Below are 17,815 nucleotides of genomic sequence, written 5' to 3'. Positions count from 1 at the left end.
CACATCCTTCTCGTCCGGCTCAGCTGCCGCGATAGGTCGAATAGCCGTAGGGCGAGAGCAGCAGCGGCACGTGGTAGTGGCTGGCGGCGTCGGCGATGCCGAACCGCAACGGGATGAGGTCGAGAAAGGCCGGCTCGACAAGCGCCACTCCGGCCGCGCGCAGATAATCGCCGGCGTGAAACACAAGTTCGTACTGCCCCGCCTTGAAGGCTTCGCCCTCCGCAAGCGGCGCGTCGACGCGACCGTCGCTGTTCGTGCGGACCGTGCAGATCGATTGCCGCTCCTCGCCTTCCAGCCGATAGAGATCGATGCGCAGGTTCTCTGCCGGCTTGCCGAGCGCCGTGTCGAGAACATGGGTTGTCAGCCGGCCGCTCTTCTTCATCGGACTGTTCCCTTCGAAGGCAGATCTGGGATAAAGAAAGGTTCCTCGTAGAAGAACTCCTCGAGATTGTTGCCCGGTCCGCCGCGATCGACAACGAGGAAATCGCTGACGGTATCGACCGTCATCAGCGGATGATGCCAGACGTTGCGGCCATAATTGACCCCCTGCCGGCCCCCTGCCAGGAAAACCCGCGGCCTGCCCGGGCGCCCGCCCTCATCCTCGGCGGCAACCGCGAGCCAGGGCCGATCTTGAAGTGGCGAAAAACTCTGGCTGCCGAACGGGTGGCGTTCCATCATGGTGATGCTGTAGGGAAAGCTCCGCGGCTGGCCGCGAAAGATGCTGATGATCACCCGGGCGCCCTCCCCGATCACGTCGGCCTCGGCAAGCGCATGAAACCGCTCTGTATTGCCGCCATTGATCAGCCGCGCCGACGCGGGGTCGGCCTCGATGACGCTGCCGAACGGGGCGAACGCCTCCTTCGTCAGGGGCTCGATCGAAAGCAGATGCGACATCAGGCCCGGGTCCCAACTCTCCGGCCATGGAGGCCCGGGCGCGGTGCGGCGCCGGTAGGCGGAACGGTCTTGTCAGGCATTGTCATCTCCCGGAAGCATGGAACTGAGACGCAGCCGGGCGATCCGCTCCACCTGCGCGCAGGCGGTTTCAAATTCCTCTTCCGCGGAATTGTCAATCCGCTGCTCGAAGGCGGCGAGAATCTCCGCCTTCGTCAAACCCTTCACCGCGATAATGAAGGGAAAGCCGAATTTCTTGGTATAGGCGGCGTTGAGCTTCGTGAACTGCGCATGCTCTTTCGGCGAGAGCCGGTCGAGGCCCGCCGATGCCTGTTCGGACGTCGATTCCGCCGTGAGCTTGCCGGCAACGGCGAGCTTACCGGCTAGATCGGGATGGGCGCGCAGGACCGCCAGACGTTCTGCGGGCGATGCCGCGCGAAAAGCGTTGCAGAGGGCCGAATGGACGTTTCCGGCCGTCAATCCCGACGAGGCGGCATGGTCGAACGCACGCTCCGCCACCCAGGGGGAATGCTCGAAGATACCGCCGAAACGGCGGACGAAATCCTCGCGTTCCGACATCAACGCATTCCCTCCGGTCTGTGGTGTTCATACCAGTGGCGGGCGATATCGATGCGCCGCGGCACCCACACCTGATCGTGCGACAGGACGTAATCGATGAAGCGGCCGAGCGCCGCCGCTCGGCCCGGCCGGCCGACGAGACGACAATGCAGGCCGACATTCATCATCTTCGGGCTGCCTTCCTTGCCCTCCTCATAAAGCACGTCGAACGTGTCCTTGAGATAGGTGAAGAACTGGTCTCCCGAATTGAAGCCCTGATTGGTGGCAAAGCGCATGTCGTTGGCGTCGAGCGTGTAGGGGATGATGAGATGCGGCTTGTCGGGTGTCAGCCCCGGGACCCAATAAGGAAGTTCGTCCGCATAGGAATCGCAGGAATAGAGGAAGCCGCCCTCCTCCAGCACGAGCCTCAGCGTGTTGACCGAAGGCTTGCCCTGGTAGATGCCAAGCGGCCGCTCGCCCGTCAGCTCCGTATGGAGCCGCACGACCTCGCGAATATGCTCGCGCTCCACCTCCTCCGGAAAATCCCTGTATTCGAGCCAGCGCAGCCCGTGGCTGGCGATCTCCCAGCCGGCCTCCTTCATCGCCGCAACCGCCTCCAGGTTGCGGGCCATGGCAAGCGTCACGCCATAGACCGTTAGCGTCACGCCACGGCTCGTGAACATCCGCCACAGGCGCCAGAAACCGGCACGCGCGCCGTATTCGTAGATTGATTCCATGTTGAGGTTGCGCTGACCCGCCCAGGGCTGCGCGCCGACGATCTCCGACAGCAGGCACTCGGATGCCGGATCGCCATCGAGAATGCAGCTTTCGCCGCCCTCCTCGTAATTGAGGACGAACTGCACGGCGATGCGCGCATCGCCCGGCCAATGCGGCTGCGGCGGCGTGCGTCCATAGCCAACAAGGTCGCGCGGATAGGAAGTCTCGGCCATGAAATCACCTTCGATTTTCCGAGACGGTAGCACCGCGCAACGGATTGTCGAGATGAAAATGACGGCGCGAAAGGAGGTTAGCGGATTGCCGAAACGGAATTGGCCAGCAGCGGCGAAGCGCCGCCGGCGTCACCCGTTGACTTACCCGATAACTGAGGCTGCGCCGAGGACCGAACCGTCCTTTCGCTCCTTGGACGGACGGAAATCTTGCCGAGCGGATGCTGGGAATGGACCCGCATCGGCGCGCCCTTCTCCGCTTCGACGAACAAGGCGAGGCTTTCGACCGCAAGCGGCTTCGTCAGATGCGGTTCGAAGACTTCGCGCAACGGCGCCTCGAGGCCTCGTCCGGCTTCAGCACCCAAAGGACCAGTGAGCTTCATATGGAAGCGGTACTCTTCCATCACGAAGGGATCGCCCCACCGATGCAGATTCGTAAATTGCGGGGCAGTCAACCGGTCGGGATCGGAACGTTCGATTTCGTCCTCGCCGAGCGGCGCCCGAAAGCGGTCGAATGCCTGCAGGACCCGCGCGGCGAGCATATGCATCGCACGGCTCGGCACCGTCGGCGTCAGCTCCAGGCATTGCCCGAGGCGCGCCACCTCCAGCCGCTCGATCGCGAACGGCGTCTCGGCGCTGGTGAAGTGCATCAGACTTCTCAGCAGCTGCGCTTCATCGGCGCCTTCCGCGAGGCGGAAGGGCGCCATGATCATCGCGTGGAAGCCGAAGCGGCGCGGAACGGCCGTGTGGAAGGCGATCTCGGAAATGCGAAGGCCGGCGATCGACGGCGGCTCGACGGGTTCGCCCGAATAGACGCTGCGGCCAAGCCAGCTTGCCGCCGCCGCGGACAGAGGGTCGCCCATCGGCGGCGTAAAACAAATGGCGTACCGCATTGCAAGGCTCCGAAATTCGGTTCGATAGCCGCCTCTTAGGTGATTTGCGTGACAGATTGACGAAGTGGAATGGGGGCTACTGCAACGCCGCGATATGGGTTTCGCACCGGAAGGATTGCGGCAGTTCGGCGGTCCTGCGCCCGGCAATCTCGTCGATGACGAAGCCCGCCAGAACATGTGCCAGTCCAAAACTGACCTTGAAGCCGCCCGTCAGCACCGACAGCCTTTCATATTCCGGATGGCGGCCGACCATCGGCTCCCGGCCCGTGGCCTTGGGGCGCAGACCGGCCCAGCGTTCGATCACCGGTGCATCGCGCAGCAGCGGGGTGAGTGCAACGGCGCGTTCGATCAGCGCATCCAGTTGCGCGTCCGTCGAAAAGGGCTCGGCGAATCGGTTCTCGCTGGTGCTGCCGACGGCCACAAGGCCGTCCTCATGCGGAACGATGTAGAGCCCGTCGGTGAAGATGATCGGCGCGGCCGGATCAATATCGGCGCGGAGCAGCGCCGCTTGCCCCTTGACGGGGCCGCCGCTCGCCGCCTGCGGCCGCTCCGCCAACCGATCGACCAGCGGAAAACTCGCGACACCGGCGGCGAGGATGCAATGCCCGAACGCGACCTCGCGGCCCTCGAAGAGTGCTAGCCGAGCGTGCTGCGGGTCGATCGACAAAACGTCGGCGCCCTCTTCGATCTGGACATGAGGAAATGCATCGAGTGCCGCCCGCAAGGTCGCCAGCAGCCTGCGCGGCGCCACGCGTGCGGCAAGCGTGTCCTGGACGAGGCCGAAGGGTGCGGCGTTCGCTGCCGGCCAGCCGTCGGTATCGGCGTCGCGGACGTGCCAATGATACCGCTGGTCGCCAGCGACCCAGTGCCGCTCCGCGTCCTGCTGGTGGCCGAGCGCGATATCGCGCAGATGCTGTCTGCCGAGCGGCATGATCCGGCCCGAGCGGCGATAGCCCGCCGATAGACCCGTCTCGCCCTCGAGCCGGGCAATCTCGCCCTCCAGCGAAACAAGCGCATCGAACTGGAACTGTTTCTTCGCGTTCCAGCGGTCCGGCATGTGCGGCATCAGCGCTCCGAGCAGGCCGCCGCTTGCGCCTGCACCGATCCCCTTCCGCTCGAGGAGGCGCGTCTCGATGCCGGCACGGCCGGCCATGAGCGCCGCCCAGAGCCCCATGATACCGCCACCAACGATCAAAACTTCGCTCATCGATTGACCTTACCCCGCCGCAAGTCTATCGCCATCGCCATGACAGAGACCGATCTCCGCCAGAACCAGCCGACCGCAAGCCAGAGCCTTGAATGGCATGCGGGCGATATGCCCTATTCGGTGGAATTTGGCGATCACTTTTACTGCCGCACTGACGGCCGGCTGGAATGCGGCCATGTCTTTCTTTCGGGCAACAGGCTGCCCGCGCGCTGGAGCGCAGGCGGGACCTTTACGATCGGCGAGCTCGGCTTCGGCACCGGCCTGAACTTCTGCGAGTCCTGGCGGCAATGGAAAGAGGCACAGGTCCCCGATGGCCGGCTACACTTCGTCTCCTTCGAGCGCTTCCCGATGCGCGCCGGCGAAATCGACCGGGCACTCGCCCATTGGCGGGAGATCGACGCCGAGCGCCGCGCGCTTGTCGCCCCTTGGCCGGATGCGCCGGCCGGCCGGATCGACATCGACTTCGACGGCGTGCGTCTCACCGTCGTCTGCGGCATGGCGCTCCAGGGCGTTGCCCAAACGCGGGAAAGTTTCGACGCCTGGTTTCTCGACGGCTTCGCCCCGTCGCGGAACCCCGACATGTGGTCGCAGGAACTCATGCAGGCGGTTTTCGACAAAACCGTCAAAGGCGGCACCTTCGCCACCTATGCGGCGGCAGGTTTCGTCCGCCGCAATCTCGCTGCGGCCGGCTTCGTGGTCGAGCGCCTTCCGGGCTTCGCCGGCAAACGCGAAATGCTGCGCGGCGATAAGCCCTGAAGCGATCTAGCCGGGAAAGACCACCGACTTGACCGTGGCGATCAGTTGCTCGGTCGGCACCGCCACGCAATTCCGGTCGATCTCGGCGACGGTCTTTTCCTTGACCTGATGGGAGAGCAGCTTCCTGAGGTCGCCCAAGGTCTTCGGCGCGGCGCAGATCACCAGGTTCTCGAAGGCGTTTTCCAGCGCATAGTGGTCGAGCTTCCCGGCAATCTCGACGGCGAAGCGGTGCTGTTCCTCGCGAACCGGATCGCTGCTGTATTCCATGGCCGAGCGGCCGTGTCCGACCGACGAATGGCTGCGGCCCGGCTTGTCGGCCATGATGTCCTGAGCGCGCCTCGCCTCGATCTCGTAGGATTCCACCTCCGGCTGCTGATGCCCGTCCTTCAGCAAGTTGACGTCCTTGACGATGCGCGCGGCGTTGCCATCGGCTGCCAGTATCCAAATCCGGTTCCGCACTGGTTCCTCTCCTGTATCTCGATTGGCAGATAGGTCGGCGAAGACTAAAGGGATGGAACGGCTGAAGCCGCGTCAGGTTCCCGAATCGCCGAGCGTCCAATTTTTGTCCAGCTTCACACGGCTTGGTTGCGAACGCAGCTGAGCATCGAAACCGGGTTTCGGCGCCGGCCCGTATCGCTCCCGCTCCTGCCGAACTGGACCACGCAATTCCTGCAATATGCGCACCCGGCCTAGCCGAGATGCCGGGGGCCGAGCCGCAGAATTGTACGCTCCGGCGCCTGTTCTGCAAGCTTTCATCCATTATGCTTGGCCGATCCTGGCCATGACGAACTTTCCTGAACGCCGGCCTTCGAGAAGGCTGCTGCGGCGAGCCAATCTCGCACATGCAAAAGATGCCGCTTGACTTTTCGGGCCAAAACAACGACATGGACAGCGCGTCACCTTCCGGCCGCCGCGTGAGCGCGCCCTCGGCAAACACTTCGAGCCGTGAAGAAGGAATAGCGCGAGACATCGCCGCAACCGGCGGCAGCACAGGCGCTTGACGATTTTCTCTAAACCACAAGTTCCCAATTCACGCGGGGTTCTTGACGCCAGACGACACCGGAATTGCAAGAGGCGATTCCGGCGCATGCGTTTGGCGCCCCGAAAGGTATATCCATTGTCCACTTTCAAAGACCTCGGCCTATCGCAGCAGATCCTGGCGACCCTCTCCGCCAATGCCTTCGAAAAGCCGACGCCCATCCAGATGCAGGCCATCCCGCTTGTTCTCAAGGGTCATGATCTCATCGGTCTTGCCCAGACGGGCACCGGCAAGACCGCCGCCTTCGGTCTGCCGATGATCGAGAAGCTTCTCGCCGATGGCGGGCGCGCCGACCCGCGCAACATCCGCGCGCTCGTGCTGGCCCCCACCCGCGAACTGGTCAATCAGATCGCCACCAACCTTAAGCTTTTCGTGAGAAAGAGCCCGCTGAAGATCGGCGTCGTTGTCGGCGGCGTCTCGATCAACAAGCAGACCGAACAGCTCGCCCGGGGCGTCGACATTCTCGTCGCAACGCCCGGCCGCCTGCTCGACCTCGTCGCCCGCAAGGCCGTGACGCTGACGCAAGGGCGCTACCTCGTGCTCGACGAGGCCGATCAGATGCTCGACCTCGGATTCATCCACGATCTGCGGAAGATCTCGAAGCTGGTGCCGAAGAACCGCCAGACGCTGCTCTTCTCCGCGACCATGCCGAAGCAGATCGCCGAACTCGCCGGCGAATATCTGACCGATCCGCTCAAGGTCGAGGTAACGCCGCCCGGCAAGGCCGCCGACAAGGTCGAGCAATATGTCCATTTTGTCCCCGGCAAGGACCTGAAGACGACGATCCTCAAGAAATCGCTGACCGACAATCCCGATGGTCTGTCACTAGTCTTCAGCCGCACGAAGCACGGTGCCGAGAAGCTGATGAAGCATCTCGACCATGTCGGCTTCAAGGCCGCCTCGATCCACGGCAATAAGAGTCAGGGCCAGCGCGAGCGCGCGCTGAAGGCGTTCCGCGACGGCGAAATCCGCGTGCTCGTCGCGACCGACGTCGCCGCACGCGGCATCGACATTCCGGGTGTAACCCATGTCTACAACTACGATCTGCCGGAAGTGCCGGACGCCTATGTGCATCGCATCGGCCGCACCGCCCGTAATGGCCGCGACGGCATTGCGATCGCCTTCTGCTCACCGGACGAAATCCGCCTGCTGCGCGACATCGAAAAGCTGATGGGCATCCAGATCGCCGTCGCCAGCGGCGAGGCGCCGGCCGACCAGGCTCGTCCCTCCAAGGGTCGCGGCAGTCGCGGCAACGGCCAGCAGCGCGGCAATGGCGGTGGTCAACATCGCGGCAGCGGCGGCCAGCGCCGCGACGGAGCTCAGCGCCCGCAGCGTCCTGCGCGGGAGCCGGCAACGAGCGGGTTTGCAGGCGACGAACTGCTGCGCGACGATCGTCCGCAGAAGAGCGAGCGCCGCGATCACCGGGCCGCCGGCCAGGGCCACCACGACGGCCGGCCGGAGGGCAACCGCAATCACGAAAACCGCAAGCACCATGGCCGCCCCGGCCCGAAGCATGACGGCCGGCGCCAGGGCGACGGGCAGCCCGGCAATCGCCGCGGGCGCGGTCAAGGCATGCGCCGCGCAGACAATGGCGGCGGCCGCCAGGGCTGAGCCGCCTGCGATAAACAGTGACCCTTGCGCCTCCGAAAGGACGCGAGGGTCGCTGCAGATATTTCCTACTGCATGTCTCCGGCCGCGGGCCTGACCTCCACCTTGGCGCGACCTGCGTCGAGACCACCAAGCGTTTCATCGTGGTGCGCAACGTTCTCGGGAAACAGCAAGGCCCCGAATCCGCGCTCGTCTGAGCTCTCGCATACGCTGCGCTGCTCTATTTCGCTGAGCCTGCCGCAACATTGATTGCGCGTTCCCCAGCCGGCGCCTCGCCATTGTTCTTGCGATTGGTGAGGTAGACGCCCGTCACCGCAATAACGGTTCCGACGATCATCGGCCAGGTCAGGGCTTCGCCGAAGAAGAGCGCCGCCTGGACCGCCGCGAGCGGAGGCACCAGATAGATGAGCGATGCGGCGCGCGAGACCTGGCCGCGGCGGATGAGATAGAGCAGGAGCGCAATCGCCCCCATCGACAGGCCGAGGACCGACCATGCAAGCGCTGCGACGAGCTCGAGGTTCCAGGTGACGTGCAGATCCTCGAGCATCAGGGCCAAGGGCACGGTGACGAACAGGGCGCCGACATATTGCAGGGCGGCGATCGACCGAATGTCACCGTTTTGCAGATATCGCTTCTGGTAGAGCGTGCCATAGGTCACCGCCGCCATGCCGAGGACGTTGATGGCCACCGGCAGGAAATGAATGGGCGTCGCGGCGGTGTCGAGCGCCAGCGTCTTCGGCAAGACGGCAAGTGCGATGCCGCAAAAGCCGAGCACCAAACCGAGCCGCTGCTGCCGGCTGAGATTCTCGCCGATCAGGAACGGCGCGACCGCCGCCGTCATCAACGGCTGCAGCCCGGCGATGATGCCGGATATGGCCGCGGGCACCCCCTGCCCGATCGCCCACCATACGGCGCCAAGATAGAGGCCGTGCAGGAAGATCCCCGACACAATCGCGTGGCCGATCAGGCTCCAGGAGCTGGGCCAGCGCGCGCCGGTCGCGGCGCAGAAGCCGACGAAGAGCAGGATCGCCACGCTGTAGCGCAGCGCCAGGAAGGTCAGCGGATCGGCGAAGAATGCAGCATATTTCGCCACCACCCAGCCCGTCGACCAGAGCAGCACGAAAATGGCCGGGGCCAGGCGGGCAAGCATCATAGGTGTTTTTCCCGATCGAGGCGGACCTCGATGAGCGAGACCGTCGCCGCGGCGATAGACCGCGTGCCGCCCCTGGTCAAAGCAATTTTTCTGATGGTTGCGATCAGCGAATTGGAACCATCAGTCGCAGAGAGGAGGCAGACGGGGAGACGAAGCCGGGCGCGTATTCTTCGCGGTAGTGTAGATGGGTCTGATCGACGAAGTGGCCCGCAGCCGCAATCCACTCGAACATCTTGCGGTACTGAACGAAAACATCTCCTCCTTCAGGGTGGTGCATCGTCGTCGCAAAGCGCATGGCCGGCAGGTCCATGTGGTCGGGCGCTGCAAAGGTCTCGTGATCTTCTCCGGCATAGCCGAGCAGATAGGTGAAGCCCTCCGGCCGGACATTCCAGGAGAGGCCTATAAGGGCGGCGTGATCGCGCGGATGCGTGCGGCGTCGATGCTCCTGCGTCTCGGCTACCAGCCGGTGGATGGCGCCGTCGGCCGCTTCGATGAATGTGCCGTCCCAGAGGCGGCCGGTAACCCGTTGCGCCGGCCGTTCGGCGATCTCGTATATTGCGTCCATGCCGTCACCACCTGACCAGCGCCGATATCTTATTCCTGCCGCATCGATGAACAAGATCGGCAAACAAGGCTTCCACCGAGACCGCAACCTGCGGTGGGGCGCCAAATAATCAGGCATCTGCCCATTTCCAAATCAGCAGGAGAAATCCGGCACGCATAAATCGCAAGCCGGAGAGACGAAAGCGCCTTCAATTTACGGACCGGCGCAAGCCGAAAATTCTTCGCGCGCGACTGTGCACGCTTCTTGCATTGCGGCAACCGTTGTACTCAAATGGACAAAAATAAGGGGATCTACGCCTTTGGCATTTGACGAAATGATCAATGCGGACAGCAGTCCGCGCCAGCCATATTCGACCTATCATCAATGGTATGCCAGCCAGGACAGAAACCGGCTCATAGCGAAATCGAGAGAAGCCGAGAACATCTTCCGCAAGACGGGCATTACTTTCGCAGTCTACGGACACGCCGATTCATCCGAAAAGCTCATCCCCTTCGATCTCATTCCCCGCATCATATCCGGACGTGAATGGCGACGCCTCGCCCAGGGCATCGAACAGCGCGTCATTGCGCTTAACGCCTTTCTGGACGACATTTACCACAAGCAGGAAATCATCCGCGCCGGCCGGCTCCCGCGCGAACTGATCGAGAAGAACGATGCCTTCCTGCCGCAGATGATCGGCTTCCGGCCGCCGGGAGGCGTCTATACCCACATCGTCGGCACCGACATCGTGCGCACCGGCGAAGACCAGTTCTACGTGCTCGAAGACAACGCCCGCACGCCTTCCGGTGTCAGCTACATGCTGGAAAACCGGGAAACCATGATGCAGATGTTCCCGGAGCTCTTCCACCAGAACCGCGTGCGGCCGGTGGAGAACTATCCCTATCTGCTGCGCCAGAGCCTGTCGTCACTGGCGCCCGCCGGCTGCGCCGGCAAGCCGCGCGTCGCCGTGCTTACCCCCGGCATCTACAATTCCGCCTTCTACGAGCACGCCTTCCTCGCCGACATGATGGGCGTCGAACTGGTGGAAGGGTCGGACCTCAGGGTCATCGACGGCAAGGTGAAGATGCGCACGACGCGCGGTTACGAGGCGATCGACGTGCTCTACCGGCGCGTCGACGACGATTTTCTCGACCCCTTGACCTTCCGACCGGATTCCGCGCTCGGCATTCCCGGCATCATGGACGTCTATCGCGCCGGCAACATCACCATCGCCAATGCGCCGGGCACCGGCATTTCCGACGACAAGGCGATCTATTCCTACATGCCGGAAATCGTCGAGTTCTATACCGGCCGCAAGCCGTTGCTCGAAAACGTCCCCACCTGGCGCTGCTCGGAACCGCAGAGCCTCAAATACGTGCTCGAACATCTGGAAGAGCTCGTCGTCAAGGAAGTGCACGGCTCCGGCGGCTACGGCATGCTCGTCGGCCCGACGGCGACCAAGAAGGAGCGTGCCGCCTTCGCCGAGAAGCTCAAGGAGCGCCCCGGCAACTACATCGCCCAGCCGACATTGTCGCTCTCGACCGTGCCGATCCTCGTCAACAAGGGCATCGCGCCCCGGCACGTCGACTTGCGTCCCTATGTGCTCGTTTCCGACAAGGTGCAAATCATTCCCGGCGGGCTGACGCGTGTCGCCCTGAAGGAGGGCTCGCTGGTGGTGAATTCCAGCCAGGGCGGCGGCACCAAGGACACCTGGGTACTGGAGGACTGAGGCCATGCTGGGAAGAACTGCGAACGGCCTCTACTGGATGTTCCGCTATATCGAGCGCGCCGAGAACAGCGCCCGGCTGATCGACGCGGGCCTGCGCATGTCGCTGACCCGCAGCGAATCGAGCGAGGGCGACTGGGACGGCGTGCTGCAGAGCGCCGGCGTGCGCGAGCTCTATGACGAGGTGCACGACACGCTGACCAGCAGCGACGCCATCGATTTCCTGCTGCGCGACCGGGCCAATCCGTCAAGCGTCATGTCCTGCATCGAGGCGGGCCGCCACAACGCCCGCATGGTCCGCACGGCGCTGACCCGCGAGACCTGGGAAGCCACCAACGAATGCTGGATCGAGCTGAAGGCGATGCTCGCCAAGAAGGCGCGGCCGGCCGACATGCCGGAGATCATCGACGCCATCAAACGCCGCGCCGGCCTCATCCGCGGCGCCTTCCACGGCACGATGCTCCGCAACGAGATCTTCAACTTCTCGCGCATCGGCACCTTCATCGAGCGGGCCGACAACACCGCGCGCATCCTCGACGTGAAGTACTACGTGCTGCTGCCGGCGGTCTCCGCCGTCGGATCGTCGGTGGACAACGTCCAGTGGGAATCGATCCTACGCTCCGTCTCGGCGCACCGCGCCTATGGCTGGGTCTATGATGCGGAACTGAGGCCGGCCAATATCGCCGATTTCCTGATCTCGAACGGCCGCATGCCGCGCTCGCTCGCCTATTGCTACGAAAAGATCGTCAGCAATCTCGGTTATCTGTCGCGCGAATATGGCGAGAGGCATGCCGCTCACGAGACCGCCGAGGAAACGCTCGCTTCGCTCCGCAGCCAGTCGATCAGCGACATCATGGACCGGGGCCTGCACGAATATCTGGAAGAGTTCATCAGCCACAACAACCGTCTCGGCCAGGAAATAACCGACGGCTACCGGTTTTACCAATGAGGTCCGGGAGAGTGGAATGCACCTGAAAATCAGCCACACGACCGAATACCATTACGACGAACCGGTGCCCTATGCGCTGCAGCGGCTGCGGCTGACGCCGACGACGCAGCCCGGCCAGAGGGTGTTGAACTGGCGCACGCTCGTCGAAGGCGCGGTGGTCGAGGTCAGCTACGATGACCATTTCGGCAACCGCACGCATCTCGTCAACGTCGACGCGGATCGGACGACCTTGCGGATCGAGGCGAGCGGTGAAGTGGATACGGAAGACCGGGCCGGCGTCTTCGGAGCGCACCAGTCCTATGTGCCGCTCTGGCTCTATGCCCGCGAAACACCGCTCAGCGAGGCGGGCAAGCTGGTCCGCGAGCTGGCGAAATCGGCCGAGGGCGCAACGGATCTCGAGCGCATGCACGCGCTGATGGGGACGATTCACGAGGCGGTCGCCTACGAGCCCGGCGAGACCCATGCCGGTACCACCGCCGAGGAGGCGCTCGAGCGCGGCAAGGGCGTCTGCCAGGACCACGCCCACATCCTCGTCTCGGCCGCCCGAACGCTTGGCCTGCCGGCCCGCTACGTCTCGGGCTATCTGCTGACCGAAGGCCATCCCGAGCAGACCGCGAGCCATGCCTGGGCCGATGTGCACCTGCCCGGTCTCGGCTGGGTCGGCTTCGATCCGGCAAACAAGATCTGCCCCGACGAACGCTATGTCCGAGTCGCCACCGGCCTCTGCTACCGCGATGCCGCGCCGATATCCGGGCTGGTGCATGGCGTCGCCAGCGAGACGTTGAAAGTCACCGTAACGGTGGAACGGCAAGGGCAGACGCAAAGCCACGGCGAGCAGAGCCAACGCCAGAGTCAGTAAGCCGAAAATCAGGGAATCACCGCCGGCGGCGGCCCCTCATCCGGCCTACTGGCCACCTTCTCCCCACAAGCGGGGCGAAGGAGACTCGCGGCGAACGCTTGCCCAATAGTCCGCAGGAACAGCGACAACGGCCCCTACGTCCCCTCTCCCCGCAGGCGGGGAGAGGGTTCGGGTGAGGGGCAACTACGGCACCCGAAGCCGAAACGGTGGTCGCTGTTCAGCCCCGTCAGTGGCTGTCGCGGTCCATCGGGATGCGATCGCCGCGCGGCCCGACGAGGAAGTCGAGATCGGCACCGCTATCGGCCTGCATGACGGTCTTGATATAGAGGCCGCCATAGCCGCCGGTGAGCGGCTTGACCGGCGACACCCAGGCCGCACGGCGGCGGGCGAGCTCCTCGTCGGAGACATGCAGGTGCATCGTGCGGTTCGGGATGTCGACCTCGATCAGGTCGCCGTTCTGAACGAGCGCCAGCGGCCCGCCCTCGGCCGCTTCCGGTGCCGTGTGGAGAATGACGGTGCCGTAGGCCGTGCCCGACATGCGCGCATCGGAAATGCGGATCATGTCGGTGATGCCCTTCTTCAGGACCTTGGGCGGCAGGCCCATATTGCCGACCTCGGCCATGCCGGGGTAGCCCTTCGGACCGCAATATTTCAGCACCATGACGCAGGTCTCGTCGATGTCGAGGTCCTCGCGGTTGATGCGGGCGTGGTAGTCCTCGATGCTTTCGAAGACGACAGCGCGGCCCTTGTGCTGCATCAGATGCGGCGAGGCGGCCGAGGGCTTCAGGACGGCGCCGCGGGGCGCCAGATTGCCGCGCAGCACCGCAATGCCGCCGGATTTCGTCAGTGCCTTTTCCCGGGGCAGGATCACGTCTTCGTTGTAGTTCGTTACGCCCTTGACGTCGTTCCAGATCGTGTCGCCGCTGACAGTGATGGCGTCGTTGTGGAGCAGCCCCATCTCGGCGACCGCCTTGATGACCACCGGCAGGCCGCCGGCATAATAGAATTCTTCCATCAGGTACTTGCCGGAGGGCTGCAGGTTGACGATGGTCGGCACGTCGCGACCGAGCCTGTCCCAGTCGTCGAGCGAAAGATCGACGCCGATGCGGCCGGCAAGCGCCAGCAGATGCAGCACCGCATTGGTAGAGCCGCCGACCGCGCCGTTGACGCGGATGGCGTTCTCGAAGGCTTGCTTGGTGAGGATGTCGGAGGGCCTCAGGTCTTCCTTGACCATCTCGACGATGCGGCGGCCGGTGAGCTGCGAAATCACCCGGCGGCGGGCGTCGACGGCCGGGATCGCGGCATTGCCGGAGAGCGTCATGCCGAGCGCTTCGGCCATCGACGCCATCGTCGAGGCCGTGCCCATGGTCATACAGCTTCCCGCAGAACGAGCCATGCCCTGCTCGGCATCCATGAATTCTTCGAGGCTCATTTCGCCGGATTTGACCATTTCCGAGAACTGCCAGATCGCCGTGCCGGAACCAACGTCCTTGCCGCGCCACTTGCCGTTCAGCATCGGGCCGCCGGAGACGACGATCGCCGGAATATCGACGCTAGCCGCGCCCATCAGCAGGCTGGGGGTCGTCTTGTCGCAGCCGCCGAGCAGCACGACGCCATCGACCGGATTGCCGCGGATCGCCTCTTCGACGTCCATTGCCGCGAGGTTGCGGAACATCATCGCCGTCGGGCGAAGCGTGCTTTCGCCAGTCGAGAAGACCGGGAATTCCACCGGAAAGCCGCCGGCCTCGTAGACACCGCGCTTCACCCGCTCCGCAAGGTCGCGCAGATGCGCGTTGCAGGGCGTGAGTTCCGACCAGGTGTTGCAGATGCCGATGATCGGCCGGCCGTCGAAGGTGTCGGCAGGCAGCCCCTGGTTCTTCATCCAGGAGCGGTGCATGATGGCATTCTTTCCCGTACCGCCGAACCAGTCCTGCGAACGCAGCTTGCGCGGCCACTCAGCTTTCTTCTTCATTTCTTCCTTCCTTCGGGCCCGTGGGTGCGGGCTGGAGCACGATGGCTTTGCAGCGGGATGAGGATGGCACTTGCCTCCTCATCCCGCTCTTGGGCTTAAGCCAGCGTGTAGGCTGTCTTGACGGTTGTGTAGAATTCGGCGGCGTATTTGCCCTGTTCGCGCGGGCCATAGGAGGAGCCCTTGCGGCCGCCGAACGGCACGTGGAAATCGACGCCGGCGGTCGGCAGGTTGACCATCACCATGCCGGCCTCGGCATTGCGCTTGAAATGCGTCGCATGCTTGAGGCTGGTCGTGGCAATCCCGGAGGAGAGCCCGAACGGCGTGTCGTTGGCGACGGCGAGCGCCTCGTCGTAATCCTTGACGCGGATGACCGCGGCGACCGGCCCGAAGATTTCTTCACGCGAGATCCGCATCGCATTCGTCGCCTCGGTGAACAGCGCCGGCTGCAGATAGAAGCCGGGGGTGTCGCGCGAAATGACCTCGCCGCCGAAGGCGAGCTTCGCGCCTTCTTGTCTGCCGATGGCGATATAGTCGGTGTCCTGGTTCAGCTGGCTCTGGTCGACGACCGGGCCGATATGGGTGCCGGCCTTCAGCGCGTCATCGACGACGAGGCCTTGCATGCGCTCACCCATTGCCGCGACGAACTTGTCGTGGATGCCCTCGGTGACGATGATCCGCGACGAGGCGGTGCAGCGCTGGCCGGTCGAGAAGAAGGCGGAGTTGACCGCCGCCTCGACGGCGACCGGAAGATCGGCGTCGTCGAGGACGACAAACGGGTTCTTGCCGCCCATCTCCAGCTGGAACTTGCGATTGTGCTCGACCGAGGCCATGGCGACGCGCTTGCCGGTGCCCACGGATCCGGTGAAGGTGATCGCCTGGACATCCGGGCTTTCGAGCATCGCCTGTCCGACGACCGAGCCCTTGCCCATGACGAGGTTCAGCACGCCCTTCGGCAGGCCGGCGCGATGCAGGATGTCGACGATCGCGTGAGCGCAGCCCGGGACGAGTTCGGCTGGCTTGAAGACGATGGTGTTGCCGTAGCAAAGTGCCGGGGCGATCTTCCAGGCCGGAATGGCGATCGGGAAGTTCCACGGCGTGATGATGCCGACGACGCCGACTGCCTCGCGGGTGATTTCGACGCCGATGTTCGGACGCACCGAGGGCAGCGTCTCGCCGGCGAGACGTAAGGCTTCGCCGGCGAAGAAGTCGAAGATCTGACCGGCCCGCACCGTCTCGCCAATGCCTTCGGCGAGCGTCTTGCCTTCCTCGCGCGACAGCAGCCGGCCAAGTTCGTCCTTGCGGGCGAGGATTTCGTCAGCGGTCTTTCTCAAGATAGCGTGGCGCTCGAGGATGCCGGAGCGCGACCAGGCCGGAAACGCCGCCTTGGCCGCGGCGATCGCGGCTGAAGCATCGTCGGCGGTGGCACGGGCATATTCGCCGATGACGTCGTTGGTGTTCGAGGGATTGACATTGGCGACGCCGTCGCTGCCGACCCATTCGCCGGCAATGAGATTCTGGTGAAGTGTCATGGGCTTCAGCCTCCTTGTCTTCTTGTCGCAAGGGGCCGCCCGTCGCGGCCCGACGCTGCTTTAGCAGATATATCAGAGCTGATGTATGGCGATGTCTTCTTCTTCGGCGATCGCCAGCGGATTACGCAGCGCAAGGCCAAAGTCCTTGGCCTCGATCTCGAAGATGTCTCCTGGCTCGGTGCGTATGCCGTCACCGAAGGACAGCGTCGCGGTCCCGAACATGTGCACATGCACATCGCCCGGCTCGCGGAAGAGACCGTATTTGAAGTGGTGATATTCAAGATTGGCGAAGCTGTGCGACATGTTGGTTTCGCCCGAGAGGAACGGCTTTTCCCACAGGACCTTGCCGCCGCGCAGGATACGCGACGTGCCGCGGATGTCGTCCGGCGCCGCACCGATGCGGATTTCCGGGCCGAAGCTTGCCTGCCTGAGCTTCGAATGCGCCAGCCACAGGTAATTGACCCGTTCGGTCTTATGGTCGGAGAACTCGTTGGCGACCGCGAAACCGAGACGATAGGGCATGCCCTTGTCGGAGATGACATAGATGCCGGCCATTTCCGGCTCTTCGCCGCCGTCCTCGGCAAAGGAGGGGGAGGTGAGCGGCTGACCGGGGGCGACCGCGGCGGTGCCGTTGCCCTTGTAGAACCACTCCGGCTGGACGCCCTTTTCGCCAGCCCTCGGCTTGCCGCCTTCGAGCCCCATGCGGAACATCTTCATCGAGTCGGTGAGCGTCTCTTCGGCCGCCTCGGTGGTTTTCTTATGCATCGCATCGCGCGTCGCGGCGGAGCCGAGATGCGTCAGCCCGGTGCCGGTCAGATGCAGGTGCGCCGGATCGGGATGGGTGATCGGCGGCAGCATCCGACCCTCGGCATAGGCCGCCTCGAGGTCGATCGTCTCTCCGAGGCCCTTGGCATCGATAACCGCCTGGAGGCTCTTGCCGCCATTCGCCGCCTTCATCGCCAATGCGTAGACGCTTTCCGCGTCCTTGACGAGGCGTGCCGTTTCGCCCGGCTCCCGCACTGCGACTGCAATCGATCCGTCTTGCTTCCTGACTTGGGAAATCAGCACGTCTCTATCCTTCCTGATCGAGTTGGCTTCGGGCATTGCTGTCAATGCGAACGGCAATGCTCCGCCTCGAGAGTGGCTCGCGCCACCCAGCTATGACGGCCATGATCGGCCGCCCG

Annotated in this window: 17 protein-coding genes and 1 pseudogene; 5 read left to right on the top strand and 13 right to left on the bottom strand. The window is 64.0% G+C overall.

The genetic code is table 11. The features are described from left to right. Positions 1 to 19: 19 nt before the first annotated feature. The 6 genes from uraH to CO656_RS06410 form a co-directional block, all read right to left on the bottom strand. Positions 20 to 382, bottom strand: coding sequence for a hydroxyisourate hydrolase (uraH, locus tag CO656_RS06435; RefSeq protein ID WP_037414794.1), 363 nt, complete (start codon positions 380 to 382; stop codon positions 20 to 22). Further along, the gene (locus CO656_RS06430) at positions 379 to 894 is read right to left on the bottom strand and encodes an ureidoglycolate lyase (protein ID WP_097525206.1); all 516 of its coding nucleotides are present in this window, start codon (positions 892 to 894) and stop codon (positions 379 to 381) included. Before CO656_RS06430 ends, uraH begins: the two co-directional genes overlap by 4 nt. Positions 895 to 966: 72 nt before the next feature. After that, complete coding sequence (uraD, locus tag CO656_RS06425) at positions 967 to 1,470, bottom strand: 2-oxo-4-hydroxy-4-carboxy-5-ureidoimidazoline decarboxylase (protein ID WP_037414789.1); 504 nt, start codon at positions 1,468 to 1,470, stop codon at positions 967 to 969. Beyond that, positions 1,470 to 2,399, bottom strand: a complete 930-nt coding sequence (gene puuE, locus CO656_RS06420; RefSeq protein WP_037414786.1) for an allantoinase PuuE — start codon at positions 2,397 to 2,399, stop codon at positions 1,470 to 1,472. The genes uraD and puuE overlap by 1 nt, the downstream gene beginning before the upstream one ends. Positions 2,400 to 2,476: 77 nt before the next feature. Then, positions 2,477 to 3,289: a DUF1045 domain-containing protein gene (locus tag CO656_RS06415; protein ID WP_179864715.1), complete on the bottom strand. Its 813-nt coding sequence runs from the start codon at positions 3,287 to 3,289 to the stop codon at positions 2,477 to 2,479. Between the two features lie 76 nt (positions 3,290 to 3,365). Beyond that, positions 3,366 to 4,496, bottom strand: coding sequence for an FAD-binding oxidoreductase (locus tag CO656_RS06410; RefSeq protein ID WP_097525204.1), 1,131 nt, complete (start codon positions 4,494 to 4,496; stop codon positions 3,366 to 3,368). Between the two features lie 39 nt (positions 4,497 to 4,535). Here CO656_RS06410 and mnmD point away from each other — a divergent pair, with 39 nt between their 5' ends. Beyond that, positions 4,536 to 5,252 carry a tRNA (5-methylaminomethyl-2-thiouridine)(34)-methyltransferase MnmD gene (gene mnmD, locus CO656_RS06405; RefSeq protein WP_097525203.1) on the top strand — a complete coding sequence of 239 codons (717 nt, stop codon included), beginning with the start codon at positions 4,536 to 4,538 and terminating at the stop codon, positions 5,250 to 5,252. Between the two features lie 6 nt (positions 5,253 to 5,258). On the opposite strand, the gene CO656_RS06400 is transcribed toward mnmD, so the two are convergent. Further along, positions 5,259 to 5,711, bottom strand: coding sequence for a host attachment protein (locus CO656_RS06400; RefSeq protein ID WP_037387508.1), 453 nt, complete (start codon positions 5,709 to 5,711; stop codon positions 5,259 to 5,261). 658 nt (positions 5,712 to 6,369) lie between these two features. Between CO656_RS06400 and CO656_RS06395 the strand changes: the two genes are divergently transcribed. Then, a complete protein-coding gene (locus tag CO656_RS06395; RefSeq protein ID WP_179864714.1) occupies positions 6,370 to 7,902 on the top strand; it encodes a DEAD/DEAH box helicase in 1,533 nt (510 codons plus the stop codon). A 65-nt stretch (positions 7,903 to 7,967) separates the two neighbouring features. Here CO656_RS06395 and CO656_RS30730 read toward each other — a convergent pair. From CO656_RS30730 to CO656_RS06385, 3 genes and pseudogenes are all read right to left on the bottom strand, one after another. Further along, positions 7,968 to 8,072: pseudogene (locus tag CO656_RS30730) on the bottom strand (cysteine hydrolase); the annotation flags it as partial. Positions 8,073 to 8,119: 47 nt separating this feature from the next. Then, positions 8,120 to 9,049, bottom strand: coding sequence for a DMT family transporter (locus CO656_RS06390; protein WP_234819733.1), 930 nt, complete (start codon positions 9,047 to 9,049; stop codon positions 8,120 to 8,122). Positions 9,050 to 9,155: 106 nt separating this feature from the next. Continuing rightward, positions 9,156 to 9,617: a GyrI-like domain-containing protein gene (locus CO656_RS06385; RefSeq protein WP_097525200.1), complete on the bottom strand. Its 462-nt coding sequence runs from the start codon at positions 9,615 to 9,617 to the stop codon at positions 9,156 to 9,158. A gap of 313 nt (positions 9,618 to 9,930) precedes the next feature. On the opposite strand from CO656_RS06385, the gene CO656_RS06380 reads away from it, so the two are divergent. From CO656_RS06380 to CO656_RS06370, 3 genes are read left to right on the top strand one after another with little or no spacing between them, the layout of a single operon-like run. Further along, on the top strand, positions 9,931 to 11,325 hold the full coding sequence (locus CO656_RS06380) for a circularly permuted type 2 ATP-grasp protein (RefSeq protein ID WP_179864728.1): 1,395 nt from the start codon (positions 9,931 to 9,933) through the stop codon (positions 11,323 to 11,325). Positions 11,326 to 11,329: 4 nt separating this feature from the next. Further along, complete coding sequence (locus CO656_RS06375; protein ID WP_097525198.1) at positions 11,330 to 12,271, top strand: alpha-E domain-containing protein; 942 nt, start codon at positions 11,330 to 11,332, stop codon at positions 12,269 to 12,271. Between the two features lie 16 nt (positions 12,272 to 12,287). Continuing rightward, positions 12,288 to 13,130 (top strand): transglutaminase family protein, encoded by an 843-nt coding sequence (locus CO656_RS06370; protein ID WP_037414772.1) that lies wholly within the window; start codon positions 12,288 to 12,290, stop codon positions 13,128 to 13,130. A gap of 226 nt (positions 13,131 to 13,356) precedes the next feature. On the opposite strand, the gene araD is transcribed toward CO656_RS06370, so the two are convergent. The 3 genes from araD to araD1 form a co-directional block, all read right to left on the bottom strand. Beyond that, complete coding sequence (gene araD / locus CO656_RS06365; protein ID WP_037414769.1) at positions 13,357 to 15,102, bottom strand: L-arabinonate dehydratase; 1,746 nt, start codon at positions 15,100 to 15,102, stop codon at positions 13,357 to 13,359. 95 nt (positions 15,103 to 15,197) lie between these two features. After that, positions 15,198 to 16,631 carry an aldehyde dehydrogenase family protein gene (locus CO656_RS06360; protein WP_097525197.1) on the bottom strand — a complete coding sequence of 478 codons (1,434 nt, stop codon included), beginning with the start codon at positions 16,629 to 16,631 and terminating at the stop codon, positions 15,198 to 15,200. Positions 16,632 to 16,703: 72 nt separating this feature from the next. Then, entirely contained in the window at positions 16,704 to 17,699 is a 996-nt protein-coding gene (gene araD1, locus CO656_RS06355) for an AraD1 family protein (RefSeq protein WP_097525394.1), read from the bottom strand. Positions 17,700 to 17,815 lie beyond the last annotated feature (116 nt).

It is taken from the genome of Sinorhizobium sp. FG01 (assembly GCF_002531875.1).
GTDB classification, from domain to species: Bacteria; Pseudomonadota; Alphaproteobacteria; order Rhizobiales; family Rhizobiaceae; genus Sinorhizobium; species Sinorhizobium fredii_C.
Note: the sequence above shows the minus strand (reverse complement) of the source record. Positions and strands in the feature narration are given on the sequence as shown.